This is a genomic window from Streptosporangium sp. LJ11, from assembly GCF_051918945.1.
Taxonomy (GTDB): Bacteria; Actinomycetota; Actinomycetes; order Streptosporangiales; family Streptosporangiaceae; genus Streptosporangium.
Genome location: NZ_JBPXMB010000015.1, coordinates 211,908 through 236,267, shown reverse-complemented (window position 1 = coordinate 236,267; position 24,360 = coordinate 211,908). Strand labels below are relative to the sequence as shown.

The following is a 24,360-nucleotide window of genomic DNA, read 5'->3' as shown; positions in this document are numbered from 1 at the left end:
TCACCCACCTGACCGCCGGTCGCATCGAGGTCCGCTCCGCGGGCTCAGAGCCCGCCGAGCCGACTCCACCGAACTCGGGGTACATCAAAGCTCTACGAAACTCGGCGCGGTTCAACCTGGACCATAGGTAGCAGCTACGCGCCGCGCATCACAAACCGCAAAAATTTAATAACGGACAGTCACATCTCAGGCATGCTGCGCACGGAAACGCGGATTTGCGCATCCACTGCGCATTAAGCACAGACAGTGCGCATCGAATCGCGGATCCTACACCAGGTCTAGTGAGGGGCCATGTCGACGAAACGGCTGTAGTGGCCCTGGAAGGCCACGGTGACCGTGGCGGTGGGACCGTTACGGTGCTTGGCCACGATCAGGTCGGCCTCGCCCGCCCTGGGCGACTCGCGCTCGTAGGCGTCCTCCCGGTGGAGAAGGATGACCATGTCCGCGTCCTGCTCGATGCTTCCGGACTCGCGCAGGTCGCTGACCATGGGCCTCTTGTCCGTTCGCTGCTCCGGGCCACGGTTGAGCTGGGAGATTGCGATCACCGGGACCTCCAGTTCCTTGGCGAGGAGCTTGATGGCCCGGGAGATCTCGGAGACCTCGTTCTGACGGCTCTCGGTCTTCTTCGGCGAGGACATCAGCTGCAGGTAGTCGATGATGACGAACCGCAGGTCGTTGCGCTGCTTGAGACGGCGACACTTGGCCCTGATCTCCATCATCGACATGTTGGGCGAGTCGTCGATGAACAGCGGGGCCTCGGCCACCTCGCCCATCCGCCGGGCCAGCTTGGCCCAGTCGTCGTCGGTCATCGTGCCCGATCGCATGGCGTGCAACGCCACCCGCGCCTCGGCCGACAGCAGACGCATCGTGATCTCATTACGCGACATTTCCAACGAGAACACCACGGTCGTCATGCCGTGCTTGATGGCGGCGGATCTCGCGAAATCCAGGCCAAGCGTGCTGTTGTGCGTTGGAATACAGGTCCTTCCGGCAAGGTACATATGGTCGGTACTGTCGACTTCCACGCATCTCACCGGCGTCGAGGGCACCGGCCGCACGTCGACGACGTATCGGACGAGCGTCGACGGATGGGCCGTGGTCACCTGCCGGACGGCCTTGCGGGACAGCCGGAACACCTTGTCCGCCGCCGTGAAGTTGATCATGTAGCAGGTGGAGGAGTCGACGCTTCTGCCTTTGACCTTCCGTGTCCTCATCGTCGCCCGGTAACCGAGACTCAGAACTAGTTCGTAGGCATCTTCGGCAAGTCTCCTGTTGGTGACCCCGAGCTGGATCTGGCCGTTGCGGCTGACGTATCCATCGGTGTCGAGGAGACCGGCGAGCAGGGCACGCCGCTGCTTCTCGGAGGCTCGCAGATAGATCTGGGGAATGTGCTTGTCGCCGAGGACCCCGAGGGTGCGCAGGATGGCCTGCACCGTGCCGTGATGGTTCCGGCATGCCTGGCACTGCCTCTGACCGCTGGACGGACCACCGCAGTCGGGACACGTGGGTGCCGGAACCGGACTCGACACCAGACGGGCCCTTCCTCCGCACGAGCGACCGCACGTCCGGACCTGGGATGTCCGGGGCACGAACGGGGCACCGCATACCGTGCAGGACCTCTCCGCCACGGGCGACGGATGTGGCAGACCGAGTGAGTAGAGGAGATCGGAGCTCGTGCGGGTGACCCGCAGTCCCTCGGCTTCCAGGTTGAGAACGATCTCCGAGTCGATGGTGGTGAACCGGGCAGCGTCGGTGTGACCGTCACCAAGCCATACTCCGAGCGCGTAGGCGGGCAACGGCAGATCCCGCTCGGGCAGGTCGAACGCCGCCGCGACGGCGACCGCGTGGTTCGGCCGCTTGTCCGCCGAGGCACAGCGCAATGTGCGGGCGATCTCTTCGGTCGTCACGACGTCCTTGTGGGCAGCGGTCGTGGAAGCGTTCATCGGCTGGGCCACCCGCGCGTACAGCGCTCCGAAAAGCTCCTTGCGCGAGTATGCCGGGGCATTCCACGTGTAGCGGCGAACCGCGCCGGTGACGGGTACGGGCAGCTTGCCCGACGCGCCGATCTCCTTCTGCACGGTGTGGAGAACGTTACGGAACTCGTCACCGAGAACCGACAGAGCTTCCCGATGCGTGATGAGCCGGTCCGGCTCCGCCATCGACGTCTCGTACGCGCTCCTGACGTGCTCGATGGACTCGGCGGGCCAGTAAAGGGTCCGCCTGCTCTCCGAGTCCTGGCGACGACGCGCACGCGTGGTCGTCCGCCACTGGTGCTGGGCGTCCGCGACGATCACGGTGCCGTCACTGAACTCCACCTCGTAACAGGGCCGTCCGTGCATCACCTCGGTCGCCGCGACCACCCGTGTCGGCTTGCCGTCCGCACCGATCAGGTGGTCACCTGGTCTGACCTCCCCCATGGTCGTCCAGCCACCGGGGGTGGGCAGCGGCGTGTCGAGAGCGAGCGCCTTGCCGATGGCGGGACGGGCGGCCACGACGATCATCTGGCCGGGGTGCAGGCCGTTGGTGAGGGAGTCGAGGTCCTGGAAGCCGGTGGGGACTCCGACCATCTGGCCGCTTCGGCCGCCGATGGCCTCCAGCTCGTCGAGGGCCCCCGGCATGATGTCGGCCAGCGGGATGTAGTCCTCGGAGGTGCGGCGCTCGGTGACCTTGTAGATCTCCGCCTGGGCACGGTCGACGAGGTCGTCGACCTCCTCGTCCTGACCGCCGTAACCGTAGGAGACGATGCGGGTGCCGGCCTCGATCAGGCGGCGGAGGATGGCCTGCTCTCGGACGATCCTCGCGTAGTAACCGGCGTTGGCCGCGGTCGGGACGACGGCGGTCAGCGTGTGGAGGTAGGCGCCGCCGCCGATCCTGGCGACCTCGCCCCGCTTCTGCAGCTCGTCGAGGATGGTGACGGCGTCGGCGGGGTCGCCCCGGCCGTAGAGGTCGGTGATGATGTCGTAGATGATCTGGTGGGCCGGACGGTAGAAGTCGTCGGACCGCAGGATCTCGACCACGTCGGCGATGGCGTCCTTGGACAGCAGCATGCCGCCCAGGACCGACTGCTCGGCCTCGATGTTGTTCGGTGGGGTGCGCTCGAATCTCGGCTCGAAGACCGGCGGCTCCGCGATGCTCACCACACACCCCCTCTTTCGAACACAGTTACGTTATCTCTATTTGTAGCCGATCGGTGTGACAGTTTCGCGGCTTCACGCCCGGCTGGCAACGCGGCCTGTCGACAGGGGTGTGGATAAGCTGTGCACTTCTTCCCCAGAGGTGTGGGCACCCTGGGGACAGTTCTGTGGATAACTCTTGTCCACAGCTGTGGATAACACTCTGACCAGCAAAAACGTCATCCACTGCCTGTGGAGAAAAGAAAGTTGGCACGACACGCCGAAAGTCGCCCCAGATGACATGCCCTGACGGGTTCATCCCACTGAAGATCCATCCTGCGGTAAGAGGCACAATGGACAAGTGCCTCTTACTCCTCGATCCGGCCGATCCGAACGGCCCCGAGCCGGCCGAGCCGACCGATCCGGCGGATCAGATCGGGCCGGCGGATCGGGCGGATCCGGTCGGTCCGGTCGCGACCACGACCGGCAGATCCTACGGCTGGCGCTGCCCGCGTTCGGCGCCCTGGTGGCCGAACCGCTGTTCCTGCTGACCGACACCGTCGTCGTCGGCCGCCTGCCCGCCCCCGCGCTCGGCGCCCTGGGAGTGGCGAGCACGGTGCTGAGCTTCCTGGTGGGACTGTGCGTGTTCCTGGCGTACGGCACGACCGCGGCGGTGGCACGGCAGATCGGGGCGGGCGAGACCGGGCGGGCGCTTCGGCAGGGGGTGGACGGCCTCTGGCTGGCCGCCGGGGTGGGAGTGGCGATCATCGTGGTCGTCTGGCCGCTGGCCCCCTCGCTGGTTCACCTGATCGGCGCCGAGGGCGAGCTCGCCCGGCAGGCGGTGACCTACCTGCGGATCAGCCTGCTGGGCGTCCCCGCCATGCTGCTGGTGCTCGCGGGCACGGGCGTGCTGCGCGGCATGCAGGACACCGCCACCCCGCTGGTGGTGGCGGTGGGGGCCTTCGCGCTGAACGCCGTGCTCAACATCGTGTTCGTCCTGGGACTGGGCTGGGGGATCGCGGGCTCGGCCTGGGGCACCGTGCTGGCCCAGTCGCTCGCCGCCGCCGTCTATCTCCTGCTGATCCTCGTCCGGTACCGCGCGCCGTTCCGCCCCGACCTGGCGGGTGTGCGGGCTGCGGGCTCGGCCGGAATCGCTTTGATCATCCGTACGGCGTGCCTTCAACTGGTACTGGCCGTCGCGACGGCCGCGGCCACCCGCATGGGAGAGCAGCAGATCGAGGCGCACACCGTCGCCATCAGGATCTGGACCCTGATGGCGTTCGCCCTGGACGCGATCGCCATCGCCGGGCAGGCGATCACCGGCCGCGCGCTGGGCGCCGGCGACGTGGCGGGAGCTCGCGGCGCGACCGGGAGGATGGTCGTCTGGGGGGTCGGCTCGGGCGTGCTGCTCGGCCTCCTCATAGTGCTGGCCAGGCCGTTCGTGCCCGCGCTGTTCGACGCAGGTCCCGTCGTCGCCGCGGAGTTGCTCGACCTGCTCTGGGTGGTGGCCGCCCTGCAGCCCGTCGCCGGGGTGGTGTTCGTGCTGGACGGCGTGCTGATCGGGGCCGGAGACCGGCGCTACCTCGCCTGGGCGGGGGTGTGGACGACGATCGCCTACCTGCCCGCCGCGTTCCTGGTGGACCTGCGGGGCGGCGGCCTGGTGGCGCTCTGGCTGGCGCTCGGGCTGTGGATGACGGCCCGGCTGGTCACCCTGTCGACGCGGGCGTACGGCAGGGCGTGGCTGGTGGTCGGCGGCTGAAGCGACTGAACCGGCCGAAGCGGCCGGATGGACGCCAGGGCGGCGAGACGGCGGGCGGCAGGCAGCAGGCGGTTCGCCCGTGACGGACGGTGTCCGCCGGGCAGGTGATCCAGGCGTGACACTGTGGTGTCCACGACGTGACCGGATAACCCTTGTCCGGTGGAACACCCCTGCGGCACTGTGAAACGAGTCCCACAATATAGGGTTATCAGCCCACCACGATTGGTCGCGTCGTGCCCGAAGGTCCTTCTTCGTCGATCGTTCGCCGCATGCCGCCGGACCATGCCACAGGCCGGTTGACCGGTGCGCGCCACGGCCTTCCCACGGCCTATCGCGGGGCGGACCTCATCGTCCTCGGTGTCGGGGTCATGATCGGCGCGGGCATCTTCGGCCTCGCCGGCCGCCAGGCCGCGAACATGGCCGGACCGGGCGTGATCCTCTCTTTCATGATCGCGGGGATCACCAGCCTGCTCGTGGCCTTCTGCTTCGCCGAGCTGTCCTCCGCCATGCCGAGCTCGGGAAGCGCCTATACCTTCGCCTACGTCATCTTCGGCGAGGTCTGGGCCTGGGTCGTGGGCTGGGCGCTGGTCCTGGAACTCCTGCTGGCCACGGCGGCGGTGGCCCGCGCCTGGTCGCTCTACGCCGCCCAGATGCTCACCGACCTCGGAGTACGCCTTCCCGAGGTGATCGCGGGCATGGTCGGCCAGACCACGGGTTTCGACCTGTTCACGCTGTTCATCCTGGCGATCCTCACCGCCGTGGTGGCCCTGGGCGCCCGCGTCGGACTGCGCACCCTGTGGGTCATCGTGGTCGCCAAGCTGCTGGCCATCGGCGCGGTCATCGTGGTCGGAGCCCTCCACTTCGACCAGCGCAACCTCGCGGCCATCCCGGTGCCGGCGGTGCCCGCGGGGAGGGCCGAGGAAGCCCTGCACTCCCCGCTGCTCGGCCTCCTCCTCGGCCAGACGGGCACGTTCGGCTGGTTCGGCATCTTCGCCTCCTCGGCGGCCATCACCTTCGCGTACATCGGCTTCGACGTCGTGGCCACCGCCGCCGAGGAGTCCGAGGACGCCCCGCGGTCGATCCCGAAGGGCATCATCCGCGGGCTGGTGCTCACCACGGTCATCTACATCGCGGTCGCGGTGATCATGGTCGGGATGACCCCGTATGACAAGATCTCCACGGATGCCCCGCTCGCCAGCGCCTTCCGCGAGGCGGGCGAGGGCTTCATGGTGCACGTCATCAACATCGGGGCGGTGCTCGGCCTCACCACCGTCGTCCTGGTGCTGTTCGTCGGCCTGACCCGCGTGCTGTTCTCCATGGCGCGCGACGGGCTGATCCCCCGCTCGCTCTCCAAGATCAACCGTAGCTACCGCAGCCCGACGAGGGTCACGGTGATCATCGGATTCCTCGCGATCCTGCTGGCCGAGTTCGTGGACGTGCTGACGCTCGAACCGCTGGTCGTGATCGGGGCCCTGTTCGTGTTCATCGTCGTGGCCGGCGGGGTGGTCAGGATGCGGCAGACGATGCCGGACCTGCCCCGGGGCTTCCGCACCCCGCTCTCTCCCGCCGTGCCGATCGCCTCGATCCTCGCCTGCCTGTGGCTCATGGTGAACCTGCAGCTCATCACCTGGCTGTACTTCATCATCTGGATGGCCTTCGGCGTGCTGGTCTACCTGGTGTACGGAAGGCGCAACAGCGTGCTCGCCACGGCGGCGCGGCCTCTCCCCGAGACTCCCGTACGCCCTGCCCCGGGGCGCTACCAGTACGGCCCCGGGGACGGACGGACGGGCCCGCCCGGACCACCCGGCCCGCCGTTCGGCCCTCCAGGCCCTCCAGGCGGTCCCGGTCCCGGATCCGCCGCCGGGCCCCGCGGCAGGCACCGCCGCTGAGACCCGTCCGCCGAGGCCTCGGCAGGCCCGGGAACCCGGGGGCGGGAAGAGGTCAGAGGCGCCGGGCGTCGATCACACTCTGCACGAACTCCCTGGTACGGGGTTCACGAGGATCGGTGAAGATCTGCTCGGGGGTGCCTCGTTCCAGGAGCACGCCGCCGTCGAGGAAGCAGACGGTGTCGGCGATCTCGCGGCAGAAACCCATCTCGTGGGTGGTCAGGACCATGGTCATGCCCCCCTCCTTGAGCTCCCGGATGATCCCGAGCACCTCCTTGACCAGCGCCGGGTCCAGGGCCGAGGTGACCTCGTCCAGCAGCATCAGGCGAGGCCGGGTGGCCAGGGCCCTGATGATCGCGGCACGCTGCTGCTGGCCACCGGAGAGCTGGTCGGGGTAGGCGTCCGCCTTGTCCGCCAGGCCGAACCTGGCCAGCAGGTCGCGAGCCTGCGACTCGGCCTGCCTCCTGCCCGCCTTGTGCACCTTGCGCGGCGCCAGCGTGATGTTGTCCAGCACGCTCATGTGCGGGAACAGGTTGAACGCCTGGAACACGATGCCGATGCGCTTGCGCACGTCGTCGGGATCGGTCCCGGCATCGGTGATCTCCTCACCGTCCAGGGTGATCGTGCCGTCGTCGGCGGTCTCCAGCAGGTTGACGCAGCGCAGCAGGGTGGACTTGCCGGAGCCGGAGGCGCCGATCAGGCAGACCACCTCGTGCGGCTCGACCTCCAGGTCGATCCCGCGCAGCACGCTGTGGCCTCGGTAGTTCTTCCACAGGCCCTCGATGGCCAGCAGGCTCATGCCCTCTCCTCCCGTGCCGCGGCCGTCCCACCGGGCGGTGGGACGCTGCCGCCGTACGCCCCGGTCCGCCCGCTCACTGGCCCCGCCGCCGCTGCGAGCGGGCCGCCAGGTAGTCGGTGAAGCGGGCCATGGGGATGGTGAGCAGGATGAACAGCAGCGCCGCCGCCAGGTAGGGGGTGTAGTTGAAGGTGCTGGCGACGTGGATCTGCGCCTGCCGCAGCGCCTCCAGGGGACCGATCGTGGCGACGAGCGCGGTGTCCTTCTGCAGCGAGACGAAGTCGTTGAGCAGCGGCGGCACCACCCGGCGCACAGCCTGCGGCACCACCACGTGGCGCATGGTCTGGCCGTGACTCAGCCCGAGGGACCGGGCGGCGGCCCGCTGGCTGGGGTGCACCGACTCGATGCCGGCCCGGAAGACCTCCGCCACGTACGCGCCGTACGAGAGGGTGAGCGCGATGATGCCCAGCGTCGCGAGGTCCGTCGGTGTGCCCTGCAGGCCGAGTGCGGGCAGGCCGAAGCCGACGAGATAGATGACGAGGATCGTGGGCACGCCACGGAAGACGTCGGTGTAGATCACCGCGAGAGCGCGCAGCGGGAAGAACACCGCCGCCGTGAGGTTGCGGGCCAGCGCGACGAGCATTCCCACCACGAGGATCAGCGGCTCGGCGATCAGAAAGATCTTGATGTTGAGCAGGAACCCGCTCAGCACGTCCGGCAGCGCCCCGGTGAACTGGTCGAGGTCGAAGAACGTCTCCCGCACCCGGGGCCAGCCGGGCGAGGCGGTGAAGAGCCAGAGCAGCAGGACGATCACGAGGATCGTCGAGACCGTCGCGACGGAGCCCGAACGGATCGACGACCTCCTGCGGAGCCGCTCCCGCTCCAGCTGCCGCTCGCTCTTCGCCCAGCCGGTGGGACCCCCCGGGCGCTCGTCGTTCCTCATCGAGCGCCGCGACGCGGACCGTACGCGCTCCGCGCCCGCGGCGAACCCTCGGCCCCGGCGGTGGTTCCGGCTTTGGACATCAACACGGGCATGAGCATGAGCGACGTCGGAGGGAACTCCAGGGTCACTTCAGCTCCGGTGCGCCCGCGGCGGAGCCGAGCCACTCGGTCTCGATCTTCGCCAGCTCACCGGAGGCGGTCAGCTCGTCGATGGCCTCGTTCACGCAGCCCACCAGCGGGCTGCCCTTCTCGAAGACCGCGCCGAAGACCTCGGGCTCCCCGGAGGCCGTGCCGAACTGACCGACGATCCTGGAGTTCTCGACCTGGGCCGCGGTCACGTAGAAGGCGGTGGGCAGGTCGACCACCACGGCGTCGACCTGCTTGTTCTTCAGCGCGTTGACGGCGTCGATCTGCTCGTTGTAGACGTTGATCTCGGACGACGGCTTGATGACGTCCTTGACCGCCTGCAGCGAGGTGGTGCCGATCTGCACGCCGATCTTGGCGTCCTTTAGGCCCGCCAGGTCCGTGGCGGAGGCGACCTTGGAACCGTCCAGCGCGACCACGGCCTGCTTGACCGTGTAGTAACCCTTGCTGAAGTCGACGACCTTGGCCCGGTCGGGAGTCACCGAGACCTGGTTGACGTCGAAGTCGAACTGCTTGGCACCCGGCGCGAACGCGGAGTCGAACTTCACCGTCGCCCAGGTGACGTCACCCTTGGCGAAACCCAGCCGGTCCGCGACGGCGTAGGCGACCGCGCTCTCGAAGCCCTTGCCGTTGGCCGGGTCGTCGTCGCTGAACCACGGCTCGTACGCGGGCTTGTCGGTGCCGATGGTCAGCTTGCCGGGGGTCTTCAGCGCGGGGCTGCCCTTGGCGCAGGCGCTGGAAGCCGTGGAGGAGCCCGAGGAGCCCGAGGACGCAGGGCTCGCCTGGGTCGTCGTTTCCGAGGCCGGCGCACAGGCCACCGTGGTCGCCGCGAGGGCACCGAGCGCGAACAGCGTCGAGGGACGGACCATGGCGAAACCTCCAGGGCGAAGCAACGGTTCCCGAATTGTATGTACTAGCAGTGACCTGGAGTAACGGGATATCAAAATGTGAAATTTCCCGGCGGAAAAGAGGGTTTTCACCGGCCTTCCGGGCCCGTGTGAGGACCGGCAAAGGCGGTCTCCACCGGTTTTCCGAGCCGGAGGGAGGACCGGGAAAGGACAAGGGCCCCTCCCCGCGAACGGGGAGGGGCCCTTGTCACACGGGGCCTGTCAGGCCGCGACGACCTCGACATCGAGGGACGCGGAGACCTCCGGGTGCAGCTTGACGCTGACCCGGTGGGAACCGAGGCTCTTGATCGCGGAGGCGATCTCGATGCGACGGCGGTCGAGCAGGGGGCCGCCGGCGGCCTTGACGGCCTCGGCGACGTCACCCGTGGTGATGGAGCCGAAGAGACGGCCGGACTCGCCGGCCTTCGTCTTCAGGACCACCTTCAGGGCCTGCAGCTGGCCGGCGACTTCCTTGGCGGTGCCAAGGTCGCGAATCTCGCGAGCGTCACGGGCCTTCTTGATCGAGGAGATCTGCTTCTCGCCGCCACGCGTCCAGAGGATCGCGAAACCGCGGGGAAGCAGGTAGTTGCGGCCGTAACCGCTCTTGACCTCGACGATGTCGCCAGGGGCGCCGAGGCCGGTGACCTCACTGGTGAGAATGAGCTTCATCTGTCCGGACCTCCTTAGCGCGCGGTGCTCATGTACGGCAGGAGCGCCATCTCACGAGCGTTCTTGATAGCGGTCGCCACGTCACGCTGGTGCTGGGTGCAGTTGCCCGTCACCCGGCGGGCACGGATCTTGCCGCGGTCGGAGATGAACTTCCGAAGCAGCGCCGTGTCCTTGTAGTCGACGTAGGAGATCTTGTCGTGGCAGAACAGGCAAACCTTCTTCTTAGGCTTGCGCAGTGCCGGCTTGGCCATCGTGGTGCTCCTTTCAGAGCCCCGCCGTCAGGCGGGAATGGTCGCTGCGGATATGGACTGGGATTTCGGGACGCGGTCGCGGCCGTCCCGCAGGAGCTCCCTAGAAAGGCGGTTCGTCGCTGAAGTCGCCGCCGCCGAAGCCGCCGCCACCCTGCTGCTGCTGACCGCCGCCGCCCCCGTAGTTGTTGCCGCCGCCGCCGGAGAAGCCGCCACCTTGCGGTGCGGCCGGCGCCGCGGAGGCCCACGGGTCGTTGGCGGGGCCGCCGCCGAAGCCGCCACCGCCGCCACCGCCCTGACGGGCGGTCTTGTTGACCTTGGCGGTCGCGTTTCTCAGGGAGGGGCCGACCTCGTCGACCTCAACCTCGTAAACGGTGCGCTTCTCGCCTTCCTTGGTCTCGTAAGACCTCTGGCGGAGCCGTCCCTGAACGATGACCCGCATGCCGCGCTGGAGGCTCTCGGCGGCGTTCTCCGCCGCCTGCCGCCACACGTTGCAGGTCAGGAACAGGCCTTCGCCGTCTTTCCACTCGTTGGTCGTCTTGTCGAGGAACCTCGGAGTGGACGCGATGCGAAACCGGGCCACCGCTTGCCCCGTAGGGGTGAAGCGCAGCTCCGGATCGTCGACGAGGTTGCCGACGATGGTGATCGTGGTGTCGCCTGCTGCCATGGCTAGCGCTGCCCTTCCTGCGGCCTTCGCTGGTTATCGGCTCAGAGTACGGCTGCCGCCCGACAAAATGCCGGAGATTAGTGCACGTCCGGGCGCAGGACCTTGGTGCGCAGGATTCCCTCGTTGAGGTTCATCTGCCGGTCGAGCTCCTTGACCGTGGCGGGCTCGGCGCTCAGGTCGATGACGGCGTAGATGCCCTCGGGCTTCTTCGCGATGTCGTAGGACAGCCTGCGGCGACCCCACACGTCGACCTTCTCCACGGTGCCGCCGTCGTTGCGGACGACCGTGAGGAACTGGTCGAGGGAAGGGGCGACCGTACGCTCATCGAGCGAGGGGTCAAGAATGACCATCACTTCGTAACGGCGCATGCTGACTTCCAACCTCCTCTGGACTCTTGCGGTCACGACACCGTGCCGTGACAGGAGGACGCTGACGTACTTCACCTCGGGCTCCCATTTCGGCGCTCGGGGTGGAGGGTGGGCCATGACACACCCATTCGACGTAGCCGTGCCAGCCTACCAGTCCGGCAAGGGTTGGGCCGTCACCTCGCCGGGCACGTCCCCATCAGGGGAAACGGGTACGTCCTGGTGAGACACGTCCTCACCGGGAAAGGGGGCGGGGAGGATGCCGCAGGTGTCCGGGCACGGCCGGAGCGGGCGTTCCCGGTTCAGGCTGAACAGCGACGGGCGGCGCCACCCACTGGAGAACGCGCTGAGCGTCTGCACGATCCTCTGCGGGCTGATCGCCTTCGTGGCCGGGTTCTTCCCCGCGGCGCACTCCGTCGCGTCGTTCCTGGGGGTGCTGGGGTTCTTCGGCGGCCTCTACTCCCAGTACGTCTCCGCGACGACGCCGGAGCGCGCGCTGAACATCGTGGGCATCGTGGCCTCGTTCGTCGGTGTGGCCTTCGGCATCCGCAACGGGGGTTTCCTCCCGTAGGGTCCCGAACCTGACGAGGGCCACACCGGCGAGGGCCGGGCCGGAGGCCAGGCCATGCGGGCCGGGCCGCCGAGCGGCACGCGGGCGGGGAACGGCTAGCCGGCCAGGCGCAGGTCCACGCCCAGCAGGATGAGGAACCACAGGAAGACCGCGAGCAGTGCCTCGGCGATGTCCTTCAGGAGTGCGGGGGTGATGTACTCGTACACCCAGGCGACGTAGATGCCGATCAGGATGTAGATGAGGCCGATGAGACTGATCCCTCTGCGATAGCGAGCAGCCACTGGGAACTCCTTGGGGTTGGCCCGTGGGGGCGGGCGGTGGGGCGCGACCTGCGACTGCCCATGCCCTCGGCGTTGAAACGGCTACTCTCGGATACATGCCGCTTATCGGAGCTCATGTCGACCAGGACGACCCGCTGGCGCATGCCAGGGCGCGCGGCGCCGAGGTCGTGCAGTTCTTCCTCGGTGACCCGAAGGGGTGGAAGGCCCCGGTCATCGGCGAGAAGACGCGGGAGATCAAGGACTCGGACGTGGAGGTGTACGTCCACGCCCCCTATGTCATCAACGTGGCGACCGCCAACAACCGGGTGCGCATCCCCAGCCGCAAGCTGCTGAGCTCGCACCTCGCGGCGGCGGCCGAGCTGGGCGCCCGGGGACTGATCGTCCACGGCGGGCACGTCGGCGCCGGAGACGACCCGCAGACGGGCTTCGACAACTGGCGCAAGGTGTTCGAGCGCCTGGAGGAGCACGAGGTCCCCGTGCTCATCGAGAACACCGCGGGCGGCGGCAACGCGATGGCGCGCAAGCTCGAGCGCGTCGCCCGGCTGTGGGACGCGCTCGATGGCTTCGACGTGGGCTTCTGCCTCGACACCTGCCACGCCCACGCGGGCGGCGAGGACCTGGCGGACGTGGTCGAGCGGGTCATGGCGATCACCGGCAGGATCGACCTGATCCACTGCAACGACTCGCGCGACGCCTTCGACTCCGGCGCCGACCGGCACGCGAGCCTCGGCGCGGGCCGGATCGATCCCGAGCTCATCCTGGGGGTGTGCCGGAGCGCGAACGCCCCGATCGTGGTGGAGACCCCCTTCGACGGCCAGGCCGAGGACATCGCCTTCCTCAGGACGAAGCTCTAGGAGCTCCGAGGGAGGCTCGGGCGAGGTTCCGGGACGAGAATTGATCCACAGCCTGTGGATAACTTCATGGGATTACTTTTCCCGGAGAGTGGGTAGGGAGTTTTCCCCCGCGGCTCAGCCCACCCACGCCCCGTCGGCGAAGATCAACACATTGAGCGTCATCAACGGGCCCACGATCAGGGCGTAGAAGATGATGATCCATCGTCGCCACGGCGCCGGCCCGCCGCTCGCCTTGGCGATGAGGATGAAGAGCGGCCACCACAGCAGCGCCGAGCGCGGGACCGACAGATAGTAGGCGGAGCACAGCAGGGCACCCACCTGGAGCCCCACGTAGACGAACTCGCTCCACCTCCGCAGGTAGAGCAGGACCAGCACGAGCCCGACCCCGACGATCGCCCCCGCGATCTCCATCCGGAACGCCCAGGCCATTCGCCCCTCACCCGCGGCCGCGTTCAAGGTCGTGATCAGCGACTCCCAGGGCCAGACCATGTGACGCCCCCAGCCGGCCTCCTGCGCGCTCTTCCAGGCCAGCCAGTCGCCCGTGCGGGAGTACTGGTAGGCGGAGTAGAGCGCCGGCGGCACGAACGGGAGGAGCAGCCACCCCGCCCGCCGTAAGGGCTGCCTGCGGACGAGGAACTCCACGATCAGCGCGACGGCCAGGAACAGGCCGGTGATGCGCACGCAGGAGGCGCCCGCCGCCAGGGCCGCGGCGAGCGGCCAGCGGCCCTGACGCGCCGCGAGCCAGGCCGGGACGGCGAAGGCCAGGAAGAGCGACTCGCTGTAGCCCGCGAACAGGAACACCGCCATCGGCCAGAGCAGCAGCGCCAGCACCGCGCGCCGGCCGGTTCCCTCCGGCCCCTCGAACTCGGCCAGCCTGGCGAGCGCCGCCATCGCGACGGCACCGGCCACCAGAGAGATCAGCAGACCGGCGAGCGTCCAGTCGTCGATCACGAGATGCACCGCGCGGAGCATCAGCGGCATTCCGGGGAAGAAGGCGGGCAGCCCCCTGTCGGGCTCGCTGCCCGGGACGCCGTCGTAGCCGTGCTCGGCGATGGTGATGAGGAGGTTCGCGTCCCAGTTGCGCCAGCGCTCCAGGAACGGCTTCGGTACGGCGTCCCCCTCCATCAGCGCCTGCGCGCCGACGGCGACCAGGACGACGATTCCCAGGCGGGAGGCCAGCCAGAGCAGCAGCCCTTCCGTCGCGGTGTCGCGCGGAGGGGTCTCGCGAGGGGGAGCGGAAGGAGTGGTCACAAGGTCGAATTGTTCCGGATCACCTCGGCGGACCGCCAGACTCGGACGCTCCCCGAACGGACCCACTCCGCCTCCTGCCACCTCGCCGACCCGCCGGGCGCTCGGCTAACACCCTCGGCCCGGCCCCTGCCACCTCGGCGGACTCACCGGACCCGCCGGGCACGGACGCCCGGTGGACGCCCCCGCCCGGCGCTAGGAGAGCGCGAGCCTGAAGCGGTCGGGTGCCCCGTCGAAGACGCCGCCCGCCTGGTCGTCGGTCCCGTCTTCGCGGATCACGTCCTTGTCCGGGACGAAGATGTCCCGTACGACGAACGCCATCATGATCAGAATGGTGATCGCGCGGGCCCACACGGCGGTGAAGTAGGTGTCGCCCGCGATGCCCAGGGCCTCGTTGCCCGGCTGGATGCCGACGAGATACAGCCAGATCGCGAAGAAGTACCAGCACTCGGCGAGCTGCCAGAGCGCGATCGGCTTCCAGCCCGGCCTGGCCAGCACCGCGAAGGGGATCAGCCAGAGCACGTACTGCGGCGACCACACCTTGTTGGTCAGCATGAACGCCGCCAGGGTGAGGAAGCACAGCTGCATCAGGCGGGGACGGGTCCTGGCCGTCAGGGTGATCACGGCGATCGCCAGGCAGAACGCGGCGAGCGAGATGACGCCCAGCCTGTCGAGGAGCTCGGAGTCACCGAGGATCGGCCACTGCTTCTGGTTGAAGAAGTACCAGATGGAGCCCCAGTCGGCCGGTCGCTCCTGGCTGAAGACGTAGAACCTCTTCCAGCCGTCGAAGGCGAAGACCATGATCGGCACGTTGACGACGAGCCAGGCGCCCGCGACACCGCCGATCGTCTTGAGGAACGGCATCCACCTGCCGGTGCGCAGCGTCAGCAGGAACAGCGGGCCGAGGAACATCAGCGGGTAGAACTTGGTGGCGATCGCCAGACCGAGCAGGATGCCCGCGAGCCACTGCTTCCGCTTCGACCAGGCCAGCAGCGCGCCCAGCGCGAGGGCGTTGGCCGCCAGGTCCCAGTTGATGTACGCGGTGAGGATCAGCGCGGGGGCCAGGGCGTACCAGAGCGCGTCCCAGCGCCTGGCGGGACCGGCCAGCGTGGCCATCAGCAGCACGCCGACGACCAGGCAGAGCGCCATGAGGATGACGGTGAGGTCGTAGAACGCCGTCCCCTGGTCGCTCATCGGGGTGACGATCCGGCGGAAGAACTCCATGATCCCGCCGATGCCGACGGGGTACTCGACCGGATAGTCGAAATAGGGGATCTTGCCCTCGTTGAGCTTCTCGTTCCACCACAGGGGATAGATGTCGGTGTAACAGAAGTTCGTGAACTGCAGGGTCCCGTGGTTCCACGCCCCGTCGACGCGGCACGGCCACTTCCAGAACCAGGCCAGGATCGCCCCCAGCCCCGCGAACAGGGCCAGGGGCAGGTACGGGATGGCCCGGGTGCCTAACTCGGGCAGCGGGCTTCGCGACGACAGGAGGTTCTTCATCAGGGACGCCGTCCGCTCGCCGAAGGTGTCGGGACCAGGGCCGCGGCCGGCGTGCCGGGGGCGCCGACCGCGCCCGGCGCGCCGTTCTGTTCCAGCTCGCCGTTCGGCGGATCGTTGCCCGGATCGCCGCCGTCGCCGACGTCGCACGAGCCGTCCCAGGGCAGGCACTCGCGGCCGTCGGGCTCGCCCTGCCCGCCGCCGTCGTTGTTGTTGTTGTCGTTCGGCCAGCCGCCGTCGTCGCCGTTCTCGTCGGGGAACGGGTTGGTGTCGTCCATCGTCGGCGTCGGGCTGGGCGTCGGGGTGGGCGTGACCAGGTTGTTCCGCGTCCCGGTGTTGGCCCTCGGCGGGAACTGCAGGACCTCGTCCTTGGCGGTCACGGCCTGCATGTAGTCGTGCCAGATCTGGGTCGGAGTGCCGCCGCCGCCGATGAACTCGGGCATGGGCTGCTCCTTCCAGAGGATGTTCTCGTCCTTGATCTTTCTGTTCGGCAGGCCGTACTTGTCGACCTTGAGCTTGCGCGTCCCGGCCTTGTTGTAGGGCACGTCGTTGGACATGCCGACCGCGGTGACGATCTGCGGGGTGAAGCCGACGAACCAGGCGTCCTTGTAGCCGTTGTTCGTGCCGGTCTTGCCGGCCACCGGCCGCGTGCCGAGGTTGGCGGCGCCGCCGGTGCCGCTCCTGACGACGGCCTGCAGCGCGACGGTCGTGTCGGCCGCGGTCTCGGGGGTGATGACCTGCGTCTCGACGACCTGCTCGGGGAGCACGAGGGAGCCGTCGACCGTGGTCACCTTGGTGACGGTGTGCCAGTTGAAGTGCTTGCCCTCGTTGGCGAAGATCCCGTAACCGGCGGCCTGCTCGACCGCGGTGACCGAGGCGCTGCCGATGGTGACCTGGTACTTCTGCTCCTGGACCGCGTAGTCGACCGCGTTCTTGCCCCCGTAGGAGGGGTTGTACTTGGCCGTCTCACCGACCCCCGCCGTCTTGGCGATCTTCGCCACCTCTTCGAGGGTCACCTCCTCGCCCATCTGCACGAAGACGGTGTTGACCGAGCTGGCCATCGCCTTGACCATGTCGATCGGCCCGAACGCCTGGTTCCCCGAGTTGCTGATCGGGGTGGTGCCGGGCATCTTGATCGTCCGCATGCCGTCGACCAGGCTGTCGAGCGACTTGTCGTTCTCCAGCCAGGCCGCGAGCACGTAGGGCTTGAACGCCGACGCCGCCTGCTTGGTGGAGTCGAACGCGCGGTTGTTGAAGTCGTTGACGAAGTCGTCGCCGCTGTAGAAGGCGAGCACCCGGCCGTTCTTCGGGTCCACCGAGGCCAGCCTGGCGTGGATGGTCCGCTCCAGGCCGGCGGTGCGGGCCTTCACCGCCTTCTGCGCCTCCTTCATCATCTTCTCGTCGAAGGTGGTGTAGACCTTGTAGCCCTCGGTCTCCAGGTCCTCCTGTTTGATGCCCCGCTCCTTGAGCTCTCGCAGGACGATGTTGAGCATGTAGCCCTTGAGACCCTTGTAGGTGTTCGCGACCTTGGCCTTCTTGAACTCCAGGTCGTCGAAGGAACTCCCCGCGTACTTGCCGTACGCGGCGGGGTCCATCTCCGCCATGTTCTTGAGCGCGGCGCCGAACCGCCACTTGATCGCGGAGTAGTCGCCCTTCTGCTCCTGGACGTCGAAGGCGTTCGGGTTCTGGACCCGGGCGGCCAGGTAGGCGCCCTCCGGCACGGTCAGCTGGCCGACGTTCTTGTTGAAGAACGTCTTCGCGGCCGCCTGGATGCCGTACGCGCCGCGACCGAAGTAGATGAGGTTGAAGTACTCCTCGAGGATCTGGTCCTTCTCCATCGTCTTGCTCAGCTTGACCGAGACGAAGATCTCCTTGATCTTGCGCTGGATCGAGACTTCCTGGCTGAGGCCCTCGTAGTAGCCGCGCGCCATCTGCTGGGTGATGGTCGAGGCGCCCTGGAGCTGGGTGCCGCTGACGGTGCTCCAGACCGAGCGGGCCATGCCCGCGAGGTCGATGCCGCTGTCGGTGCGGAAGGTCTGGTTCTCCAGGGCGATCGCCGCGTCCTGGACATGCCGGGGAATCTGCGCGAGCTTCACCGGGACGCGCTGGACGCCGAGCCGCGCGATCGGGGTCTTCTTGTCGCGGTAGTAGATCACGCTGCCCCGGTCGTCCGCGCTGGCCTGCGTGGAATTGGGGATGGGCGTGTTGGCGTAGGCGACCGCGATCATGCCGAAGACGCCCGCGCTGAGCACCACGAAGCTGGCCATGACGATCTTCCAGTTGGGCAGGAAGCGCGTCCACCTCCTGGCCTCGGGCTCGTCGTCGCCGCCGGGACCGCCTCCCCCGGGACCCCCGGGACCCTCGGGTCCGCCCGCGGCGGGACCGCTCGCGCCACGCCCGCGGCGCCTGCGCCCGCCCTCGCCCGGCCTCGGACCGGCGGCACGCCCGCCGCCCGCCTGGGCGGCGAGCATCGCCTGGGTGTCCTCGAAGGCGGCCTCGGCACGGCGGCCGGTCGGGTCGGTGTCGCGGCGGCGCGCCTCGCCGGGGCCACCGGGGCCACGTGGGGGCATCCCGCCGGGGGCGCCCGCGTCGCGCCGGGGCGGTCCGCCGGGCTGGGGGGACGCGCCGCCGGGGTAGGGCATCCCGCCGGGCTGGGGCATCATCGCGGTCCGGGGATCGGCTCCCGCTCTCTGCGGCGGCCGGGCCTGCGGTGCCTGCCGGGAAGAATCCCAGCCCGCGTCAGTTTGGGGGTTTTGTGAGGGGGGAACTGCACGGGGAGCGGCTCCTGGGCTCGAGCGACGGCGCCGCCCCTGGCGAGCCGATCCGTCGGCGCCCTCATGGCGCCCGTCCGGCTCCGGGTCATTGCTGTGGCTGTAACTCACGCGTCCTCGTTTGGTCATCGGGGTCTATGACGGCGTGCAGGCGGGCGAGACTACCTCCTGATCAACGGGGACCTCGCCGCCTTGGCTCACTGGTAGCCGGCCTATTCGGGTGGATCTCCATTCCCGGGGACGAACGAGATCGCCAGGTGGTTCGAGCAACAACCTTGGCAGACCTCCCCCGCGTTGACGCGGGATTCCCGGCATTGAAAAGCGGTCCACGCCGCGCGGGGGCCGTGTCCCACCACCGCCTGCTGTGACCACATACGCGCCAGACTACGGCTTTTTGCGGTTTGCTCCCAACCTCTTGGGAAAGTCGCTGATTGCAGCCTTATGTTGAATGGACGTATCCTGTCGATGTATCGGTTCGATACATCGACGCGAGAGGTGGTGGTTTCCAGTGGCCGGCGGACGTGGCGGCGTGCTGGAGCTGGCCGTGCTCGGGTCGTTGCACGAGACCCCGCTACACGGCTATGAGCTGCGCAAACGGCTCAACGCCCTACTCGGCATGTTCCGGGCGTTCTCCTACGGCTCCCTCTACCCGTGCCTCCGCCAGTTGCTCAACGACGGGCTGATCGTCGAAGACGGCGACGCCGCCGCGGCCACCACGGCCGCCGACAGCGCCATCGTGCTCCCCGGCCGCCGTTCGAAGATCGTCTACAAGCTGACCGCGGAGGGCAAGGAACGCCTGCAGGAACTCCTCACCCAGGCCGGCCCGTCCGCCTGGGAGGACGAGAGCTTCGGCGTGCACTTCGCCTTCTTCAGGCACACCGAGGCCGAGGTGCGCCTGCGCATTCTCGAAGGTCGCCGCAGCCGGCTGGAGGAACGTCTGGACGCCGTGCGCACGGCACTCGCCCGTACGCGCGAACGGCTGGACAGCTACACCCTCGAGCTCCAGCGTCACGGTCTGGAGTCGGTCGAACGCGAAGTGCGCTGGTTGAATGAGCTGATCGCCACCGAACGGCGAGCATCGCCGCCGGAAGGGGAACGGCGGCCCGCGCGAGATGAGACGTCCAGGGCGCCCGCGCCAGGGACGGGCACGACGGGGCGGCACGCCACCCCGGAAGAGAACTGACCACTGAGAGAACAAAGGGGAGCGAGTGCCATGGGTTCGGTGCGCGTAGCCATTGTCGGTGTAGGCAACTGTGCCACGTCGCTCATTCAGGGCGTGCACTACTACCGGGACGCCGACCCCGGTGCCCGGGTGCCGGGCCTGATGCACGTGAAGTTCGGCGACTACCACGTCGGCGACGTGGAGTTCGTCGCGGCTTTCGACGTGGACGCCAAGAAGGTCGGGCGTGACCTGTCCGAGGCGATCGTGGCCTCGGAGAACAACACGATCAAGATCTGCGACGTGCCGCCGCTCGGCGTGACGGTGCAGCGAGGTCCCACCTACGACGGTCTCGGCGAGTACTACCGGGAGATGGTGGAGGAGTCCGACGAGGCCCCGGTCGACGTCGTCCAGGTCCTCAAGGACAGCAAGGTCGACGTTCTCGTCTCCTACCTGCCGGTGGGCTCGGAGGAGGCCGACCGCTTCTACGCCCAGTGCGCCCTCGACGCCAAGGTCGCGTTCGTCAACGCGCTGCCGGTGTTCATCGCCTCCGACCCCACGTGGGCCCAGAAGTTCGTCGACGCCGGGGTCCCGATCGTCGGTGACGACATCAAGTCGCAGGTCGGGGCGACCATCACGCACCGCGTGATGGCCAAGCTGTTCGAGGACCGCGGTGTCGAGCTGCTGCGCACGTACCAGCTGAACTTCGGCGGCAACATGGACTTCATGAACATGCTGGAGCGCAAGCGCCTGCAGTCCAAGAAGATCTCCAAGACACAGTCGGTCACCTCGCAGATCCCGCACGAGATGCAGAAGGCCGACGTGCACATCGGCCCGTCGGACCACGTGCCGTGGCTCGACGACCGCAAGTGGGCGTACGTGCGCCTGGAGGGCAGGTCCTTCGGCGACACTCCCCTCAACCTGGAGTACAAGCTGGAGGTCTGGGACTCCCCCAACTCCGCCGGCATCATCATCGACGCGGTGCGCGCCGCCAAGATCGCCCTTGACCGGGGCATCTCCGGCCCGATCCTGTCCGCCTCCTCGTACTTCATGAAGTCACCGCCGGAGCAGTACTCCGACGACGAGGCGCGCGACTACGTGGAGAAGTTCATCCGCGGCGAGGTCGAGCGCTGACCTGCCGGCGTCGCACGACGATCGAGCGGACGGCGAGAGCCCCCGGCCCACACGGGCCGGGGGCTCTCGCCGTAGGGCGGCCGCCGGTATGGCGGGCCGCGGACGGATCAGCGGGCGGCGGGCGGGAGGTCGGCGGGGTCGGCGGCCCGCCAGGCGAGCGGGTCGGCGCCGAGCTCGGCCAGCTGAGGGACCTGCTCGCGGCACCAGGGGGAGATCGGCAGACGGTCGCCGAGCACCCCGTCGGTGAACTCCTTCCACGGCATCCAGCGGACGTCGTCGACCTCGTCGGGGTTGGGCGCCGCCTCCGCGGTCACGAGCACCCGGTAGACCGGGCACAGCTCCCGCTCGACGGTGCCGTTGTCCATGACCGCGCGGTAGGAGAAGCGGGGCAGGAGGAGATCGACCTGGCCGGCCGCGAGGCCCAGCTCGTGGGAGAGCCTGCGGGTCACCGCCTCGGGAAGCGGCTCGCCGGGCAGGGGGTGGCCGCAACAGCTGTTGGTCCACACCCCCGGCCAGGTGATCTTGTGCAGTGCGCGGCGGGACAGGAGGACCCGCCCCTGCTCGTCGAACACGTAACTGGAGAAGGCCAGGTGGAGGGGAGTGTCGAGACCGTGCACCGTGGCCTTGGCCGCCGTGCCGATCGCGTTTCCCTCGGTGTCGACGAGCACAACGTGTTCATCAGGTGTCACTCGACCGAGGGTACGTGATCATGTCGGTTTACCGCGCCCCCTAAGCGATACGTAGGCAAAGGTACGAAATGTCCAACTACCCCATCAGGGATGTTCCCGATGCCCGCCCATCGCCGTCGCACATAGGCTGAGCGCGTGTCATTCGTATCCGATCTACGCGTGGTCCTGGAAGGTCGGGACTTCCGGAGGCTGTACGCGACCCGCCTGGTCTCGCAGTTCTCCGACGGGATCTTCCAGTTCGCCGTGGCCGGGTTCGCGTTCTTCAGCCCGGAGAAGAGCACGAGCGCGGTGGAGATCGCCGCCGGGCTGGCCGTGCTGCTGCTGCCGTACTCGATCCTGGGCCCCTTCGTCGGGGTGTTCATCGACCGCTGGTCGCGGCGGCAGATCCTGGTCATCGCGCCGCTGGTCCGCGGGGCGCTGCTGCTCGCCGCGGCGGCGCTCGTCGCCGCGGACGCCCCCGACGGGATCTTCTACGCCGCCGCGCTCGGCGTGCTCGGGGTGAACCGCTTCTTCCTGGCCGCGCTGGGGGCCTCGCTCCCGCACGTCGTGCCGGCCGACCGGCTGATGGTGGCCAACGCGGTCACCCCGACCTCGGGCACCGTGCTCACCTTCGTGGGCATCGGCGCCGGCTACCTGCTCCGGGCGGTCTTCGGCTCCGACCACCGTGGCACCGCGGTGCTGCTGGTCGTCTCCGGCCTCGTCTTCGGGCTCAGCGCGCTCATCTCCATGACCATGGGCAGGCGGCTGCTCGGTCCCGCCTACGACCCCGACCGGCCGCAGGCCCGCGAGGCCGTGCGCCACGTGCTGACCGGCCTGACCGACGGCGCGCGGCACCTCGCCCGGCACCGGGCCGCCGCCGCGGCGATGGGCGCGATGGCGACCCACCGGTTCATGTACGGCATGTGCACGGCCATGCTCGTGCTGCTGTCGCGCTACTACTTCGCCGAGAACGCCGAGGACGCGCTGAACGCGGTCTCCGTCGTGGTCGCCACCTCGGGGGTCGGCTACTTCCTGGCCATCCTGGTCACCCCGTGGGCCACCGAGCGCTTCGGCATCGAGCGGTGGGTCCCGGCCATGCTGGTCACCGCCGGGGTGCTGACGCTGGCGCTCTGCGCGCCGTTCCAGCAGTGGGGGTTCGCGGCCGCGGGCTTCGTCCTCGGCATCGCCGGGCAGAGCATCAAGATCTGCGCCGACACCGCCGTCCAGCGCGACCTGCAGGACGCCTACCTCGGCCGGGCCTTCTCCATCTACGACATGCTCTTCAACGGCAGCTACGTGCTGGCCGCGGCCCTGGCGGCGGCACTGCTCCCGCCGGACGGCAGGTCGCTGCTCGTGCTGGTGGTCATCACCGCCGGATACGTCGCGGGCGCGGTGATCTACCGGATCGTCACGCCGGCCCGGGTCATCGAGCCGCTGCCGTCATCGCCGTCGCCACCCTCACAGTGACCGGGCCGCCGCCGTCATCGCCGTCGTGACCCGCTCCAGGTCGTCGTCGCCGATCGAGTAGGGCGGCATCGCGTAGATCAGCCGTCCGAACGGGCGGAGCCAGACGCCGTGCCGCATGACGAGGTCCTGGACGGCGGGGACGTCGACGGGCTCGCGGGCCTCGATCACCCCGATCGCGCCGAGGACCCGCACGTCGCTCACCCCGGGTGCCCCCGAGGCCCCGGCCAGGCCCGCGAGGAGACCGGCCTCGATCCGGCCGACCTCCTCGCGCCACGGGCGCTCCCGCAGGAGCTCCAGGGAGGCGCTCGCGACGGCCGCGGCCAGCGGGTTGCCCATGAACGTCGGCCCGTGCGTCAGCACGCCGACGCCCCCGGCCACCCGCTCGGTGCACAGCGTCGCGGCCAGCGACATGTAGCCGCCGGTCAGGGCCTTGCCCAGGCACATGATGTCGGGCCTGATCCCGGCGTGGTCGCAGCCGAACAGCTCCCCGGTCCTGCCGAACCCGGTGGCGATCTCGTCGGCGATCAGCAGGACGCCGTGCTCGTCGGCCAGCTCGCGGAGCAGCCGCAGGTAGGCCGGGTGGTAGAAGTGCATGCCGCCCGCCCCCTGGACGACCGGCTCCACGATGATCGCGGCCAGCTCGCCGGCGTGCCGGGCGACCAGGTCCGCCAGCCGGGCCGCGTAACCCTCGTCGTACTCGCGCGGCGGCCGGTCGGCGAACACGTGCTCGGGCAGCACGCCGGAGAACAGGTGGTGCATGCCGTTGACCGGGTCGCAGACCGACATCGCCCCGAAGGTGTCGCCGTGGTAGCCGCCCCTCACCGTGAGCAGCCGTCCCCTGCCGGTGAACTGGAACGCCATCTTGATCGCGACCTCGACGGCGACCGACCCCGAGTCGGCGAGGAACACCTTCGGCAGCCCGGTCATCGCGGCGAGCGTGGCGGCCAGCCGCACGGCGGGCTCGTGGGTGAGCCCGCCGAACATGACGTGCGCCATGTCCTCCAGCTGGTCCTTCAGCGCCCGGTTGAGCCGGGGGTGGTTGTAGCCGTGGACGGCCGCCCACCAGGACGACATGCCGTCGACCAGCTCGCGCCCGTCGGCGAGCGTCAGCCGCACCCCGTCCGCGCGGGAGACGACGTGCGGCGCCACCGGCTGGGGTGTGGCCGCGTAGGGGTGCCACACGTGCTCACGGTCGAGCCGGGCGATCTCCGCCGGGGCGATCTCCGCGCCC

21 protein-coding genes are annotated in these 24,360 nt (G+C 68.8%); 7 read left to right on the top strand and 14 right to left on the bottom strand.

Annotated elements, in window-relative coordinates:
• Window positions 1–278: 278 nt before the first annotated feature.
• A complete protein-coding gene (gene dnaB, locus ACTOQ3_RS23210; RefSeq protein ID WP_440085459.1) occupies window positions 279–3,137 on the bottom strand; it encodes a replicative DNA helicase in 2,859 nt (952 codons plus the stop codon).
• A 466-nt stretch (window positions 3,138–3,603) separates the two neighbouring features.
• Here dnaB and ACTOQ3_RS23205 point away from each other — a divergent pair, with 466 nt between their 5' ends.
• Together ACTOQ3_RS23205 and ACTOQ3_RS23200 are read left to right on the top strand one after the other, a co-directional pair.
• Window positions 3,604–4,872, top strand: a complete 1,269-nt coding sequence (locus tag ACTOQ3_RS23205) for an MATE family efflux transporter (RefSeq protein WP_440085458.1) — start codon at window positions 3,604–3,606, stop codon at window positions 4,870–4,872.
• 269 nt (window positions 4,873–5,141) lie between these two features.
• On the top strand, window positions 5,142–6,761 hold the full coding sequence (locus tag ACTOQ3_RS23200; protein WP_440085437.1) for an APC family permease: 1,620 nt from the start codon (window positions 5,142–5,144) through the stop codon (window positions 6,759–6,761).
• 52 nt (window positions 6,762–6,813) lie between these two features.
• Here the strand turns inward: ACTOQ3_RS23200 and ACTOQ3_RS23195 are convergent, their stop codons facing one another.
• From ACTOQ3_RS23195 to rpsF, 7 genes are all read right to left on the bottom strand, one after another.
• On the bottom strand, window positions 6,814–7,557 hold the full coding sequence (locus ACTOQ3_RS23195) for an amino acid ABC transporter ATP-binding protein (protein WP_440085436.1): 744 nt from the start codon (window positions 7,555–7,557) through the stop codon (window positions 6,814–6,816).
• A gap of 73 nt (window positions 7,558–7,630) precedes the next feature.
• Window positions 7,631–8,497 carry an amino acid ABC transporter permease gene (locus ACTOQ3_RS23190; protein WP_440085435.1) on the bottom strand — a complete coding sequence of 289 codons (867 nt, stop codon included), beginning with the start codon at window positions 8,495–8,497 and terminating at the stop codon, window positions 7,631–7,633.
• A 124-nt stretch (window positions 8,498–8,621) separates the two neighbouring features.
• The gene (locus ACTOQ3_RS23185; protein ID WP_440085434.1) at window positions 8,622–9,509 is read right to left on the bottom strand and encodes an ABC transporter substrate-binding protein; all 888 of its coding nucleotides are present in this window, start codon (window positions 9,507–9,509) and stop codon (window positions 8,622–8,624) included.
• A 240-nt stretch (window positions 9,510–9,749) separates the two neighbouring features.
• Window positions 9,750–10,196: a 50S ribosomal protein L9 gene (gene rplI / locus ACTOQ3_RS23180; RefSeq protein ID WP_344744211.1), complete on the bottom strand. Its 447-nt coding sequence runs from the start codon at window positions 10,194–10,196 to the stop codon at window positions 9,750–9,752.
• Window positions 10,197–10,210: 14 nt separating this feature from the next.
• Window positions 10,211–10,447: a 30S ribosomal protein S18 gene (gene rpsR, locus ACTOQ3_RS23175; RefSeq protein WP_012895699.1), complete on the bottom strand. Its 237-nt coding sequence runs from the start codon at window positions 10,445–10,447 to the stop codon at window positions 10,211–10,213.
• 100 nt (window positions 10,448–10,547) lie between these two features.
• Entirely contained in the window at window positions 10,548–11,111 is a 564-nt protein-coding gene (locus tag ACTOQ3_RS23170) for a single-stranded DNA-binding protein (protein ID WP_350968673.1), read from the bottom strand.
• Between the two features lie 77 nt (window positions 11,112–11,188).
• Window positions 11,189–11,479 (bottom strand): 30S ribosomal protein S6, encoded by a 291-nt coding sequence (rpsF, locus tag ACTOQ3_RS23165; RefSeq protein ID WP_030919721.1) that lies wholly within the window; start codon window positions 11,477–11,479, stop codon window positions 11,189–11,191.
• A gap of 256 nt (window positions 11,480–11,735) precedes the next feature.
• Between rpsF and ACTOQ3_RS23160 the strand changes: the two genes are divergently transcribed.
• Window positions 11,736–12,047 carry a hypothetical protein gene (locus ACTOQ3_RS23160; RefSeq protein ID WP_440085433.1) on the top strand — a complete coding sequence of 104 codons (312 nt, stop codon included), beginning with the start codon at window positions 11,736–11,738 and terminating at the stop codon, window positions 12,045–12,047.
• 95 nt (window positions 12,048–12,142) lie between these two features.
• On the opposite strand, the gene ACTOQ3_RS23155 is transcribed toward ACTOQ3_RS23160, so the two are convergent.
• A complete protein-coding gene (locus tag ACTOQ3_RS23155; protein WP_344922769.1) occupies window positions 12,143–12,328 on the bottom strand; it encodes a hypothetical protein in 186 nt (61 codons plus the stop codon).
• Window positions 12,329–12,423: 95 nt separating this feature from the next.
• Between ACTOQ3_RS23155 and ACTOQ3_RS23150 the strand changes: the two genes are divergently transcribed.
• The gene (locus ACTOQ3_RS23150; protein WP_440085432.1) at window positions 12,424–13,182 is read left to right on the top strand and encodes a deoxyribonuclease IV; all 759 of its coding nucleotides are present in this window, start codon (window positions 12,424–12,426) and stop codon (window positions 13,180–13,182) included.
• A gap of 114 nt (window positions 13,183–13,296) precedes the next feature.
• Here the strand turns inward: ACTOQ3_RS23150 and ACTOQ3_RS23145 are convergent, their stop codons facing one another.
• From ACTOQ3_RS23145 to ACTOQ3_RS23135, 3 genes are all read right to left on the bottom strand, one after another.
• A complete protein-coding gene (locus tag ACTOQ3_RS23145) occupies window positions 13,297–14,433 on the bottom strand; it encodes a hypothetical protein (protein WP_440085431.1) in 1,137 nt (378 codons plus the stop codon).
• Between the two features lie 192 nt (window positions 14,434–14,625).
• Window positions 14,626–15,933, bottom strand: coding sequence for a glycosyltransferase family 87 protein (locus tag ACTOQ3_RS23140; RefSeq protein WP_440085430.1), 1,308 nt, complete (start codon window positions 15,931–15,933; stop codon window positions 14,626–14,628).
• Window positions 15,933–18,593 carry a transglycosylase domain-containing protein gene (locus ACTOQ3_RS23135; protein WP_440085429.1) on the bottom strand — a complete coding sequence of 887 codons (2,661 nt, stop codon included), beginning with the start codon at window positions 18,591–18,593 and terminating at the stop codon, window positions 15,933–15,935. Before ACTOQ3_RS23135 ends, ACTOQ3_RS23140 begins: the two co-directional genes overlap by 1 nt.
• A gap of 616 nt (window positions 18,594–19,209) precedes the next feature.
• On the opposite strand from ACTOQ3_RS23135, the gene ACTOQ3_RS23130 reads away from it, so the two are divergent.
• Together ACTOQ3_RS23130 and ACTOQ3_RS23125 are read left to right on the top strand one after the other, a co-directional pair.
• A complete protein-coding gene (locus ACTOQ3_RS23130) occupies window positions 19,210–19,884 on the top strand; it encodes a helix-turn-helix transcriptional regulator (RefSeq protein ID WP_440085428.1) in 675 nt (224 codons plus the stop codon).
• Window positions 19,885–19,914: 30 nt separating this feature from the next.
• Window positions 19,915–20,994: an inositol-3-phosphate synthase gene (locus tag ACTOQ3_RS23125; protein WP_362688163.1), complete on the top strand. Its 1,080-nt coding sequence runs from the start codon at window positions 19,915–19,917 to the stop codon at window positions 20,992–20,994.
• Between the two features lie 107 nt (window positions 20,995–21,101).
• Here ACTOQ3_RS23125 and idi read toward each other — a convergent pair whose 3' ends face one another.
• Entirely contained in the window at window positions 21,102–21,683 is a 582-nt protein-coding gene (idi, locus tag ACTOQ3_RS23120) for an isopentenyl-diphosphate Delta-isomerase (protein ID WP_440085427.1), read from the bottom strand.
• Window positions 21,684–21,818: 135 nt separating this feature from the next.
• Here idi and ACTOQ3_RS23115 point away from each other — a divergent pair, with 135 nt between their 5' ends.
• Window positions 21,819–23,129, top strand: a complete 1,311-nt coding sequence (locus ACTOQ3_RS23115; protein WP_440085426.1) for an MFS transporter — start codon at window positions 21,819–21,821, stop codon at window positions 23,127–23,129.
• Here the strand turns inward: ACTOQ3_RS23115 and ACTOQ3_RS23110 are convergent.
• Entirely contained in the window at window positions 23,121–24,335 is a 1,215-nt protein-coding gene (locus tag ACTOQ3_RS23110; RefSeq protein WP_440085457.1) for an adenosylmethionine--8-amino-7-oxononanoate transaminase, read from the bottom strand. The two genes, ACTOQ3_RS23115 and ACTOQ3_RS23110, sit on opposite strands and share 9 nt — an antisense overlap.
• Window positions 24,336–24,360 lie beyond the last annotated feature (25 nt).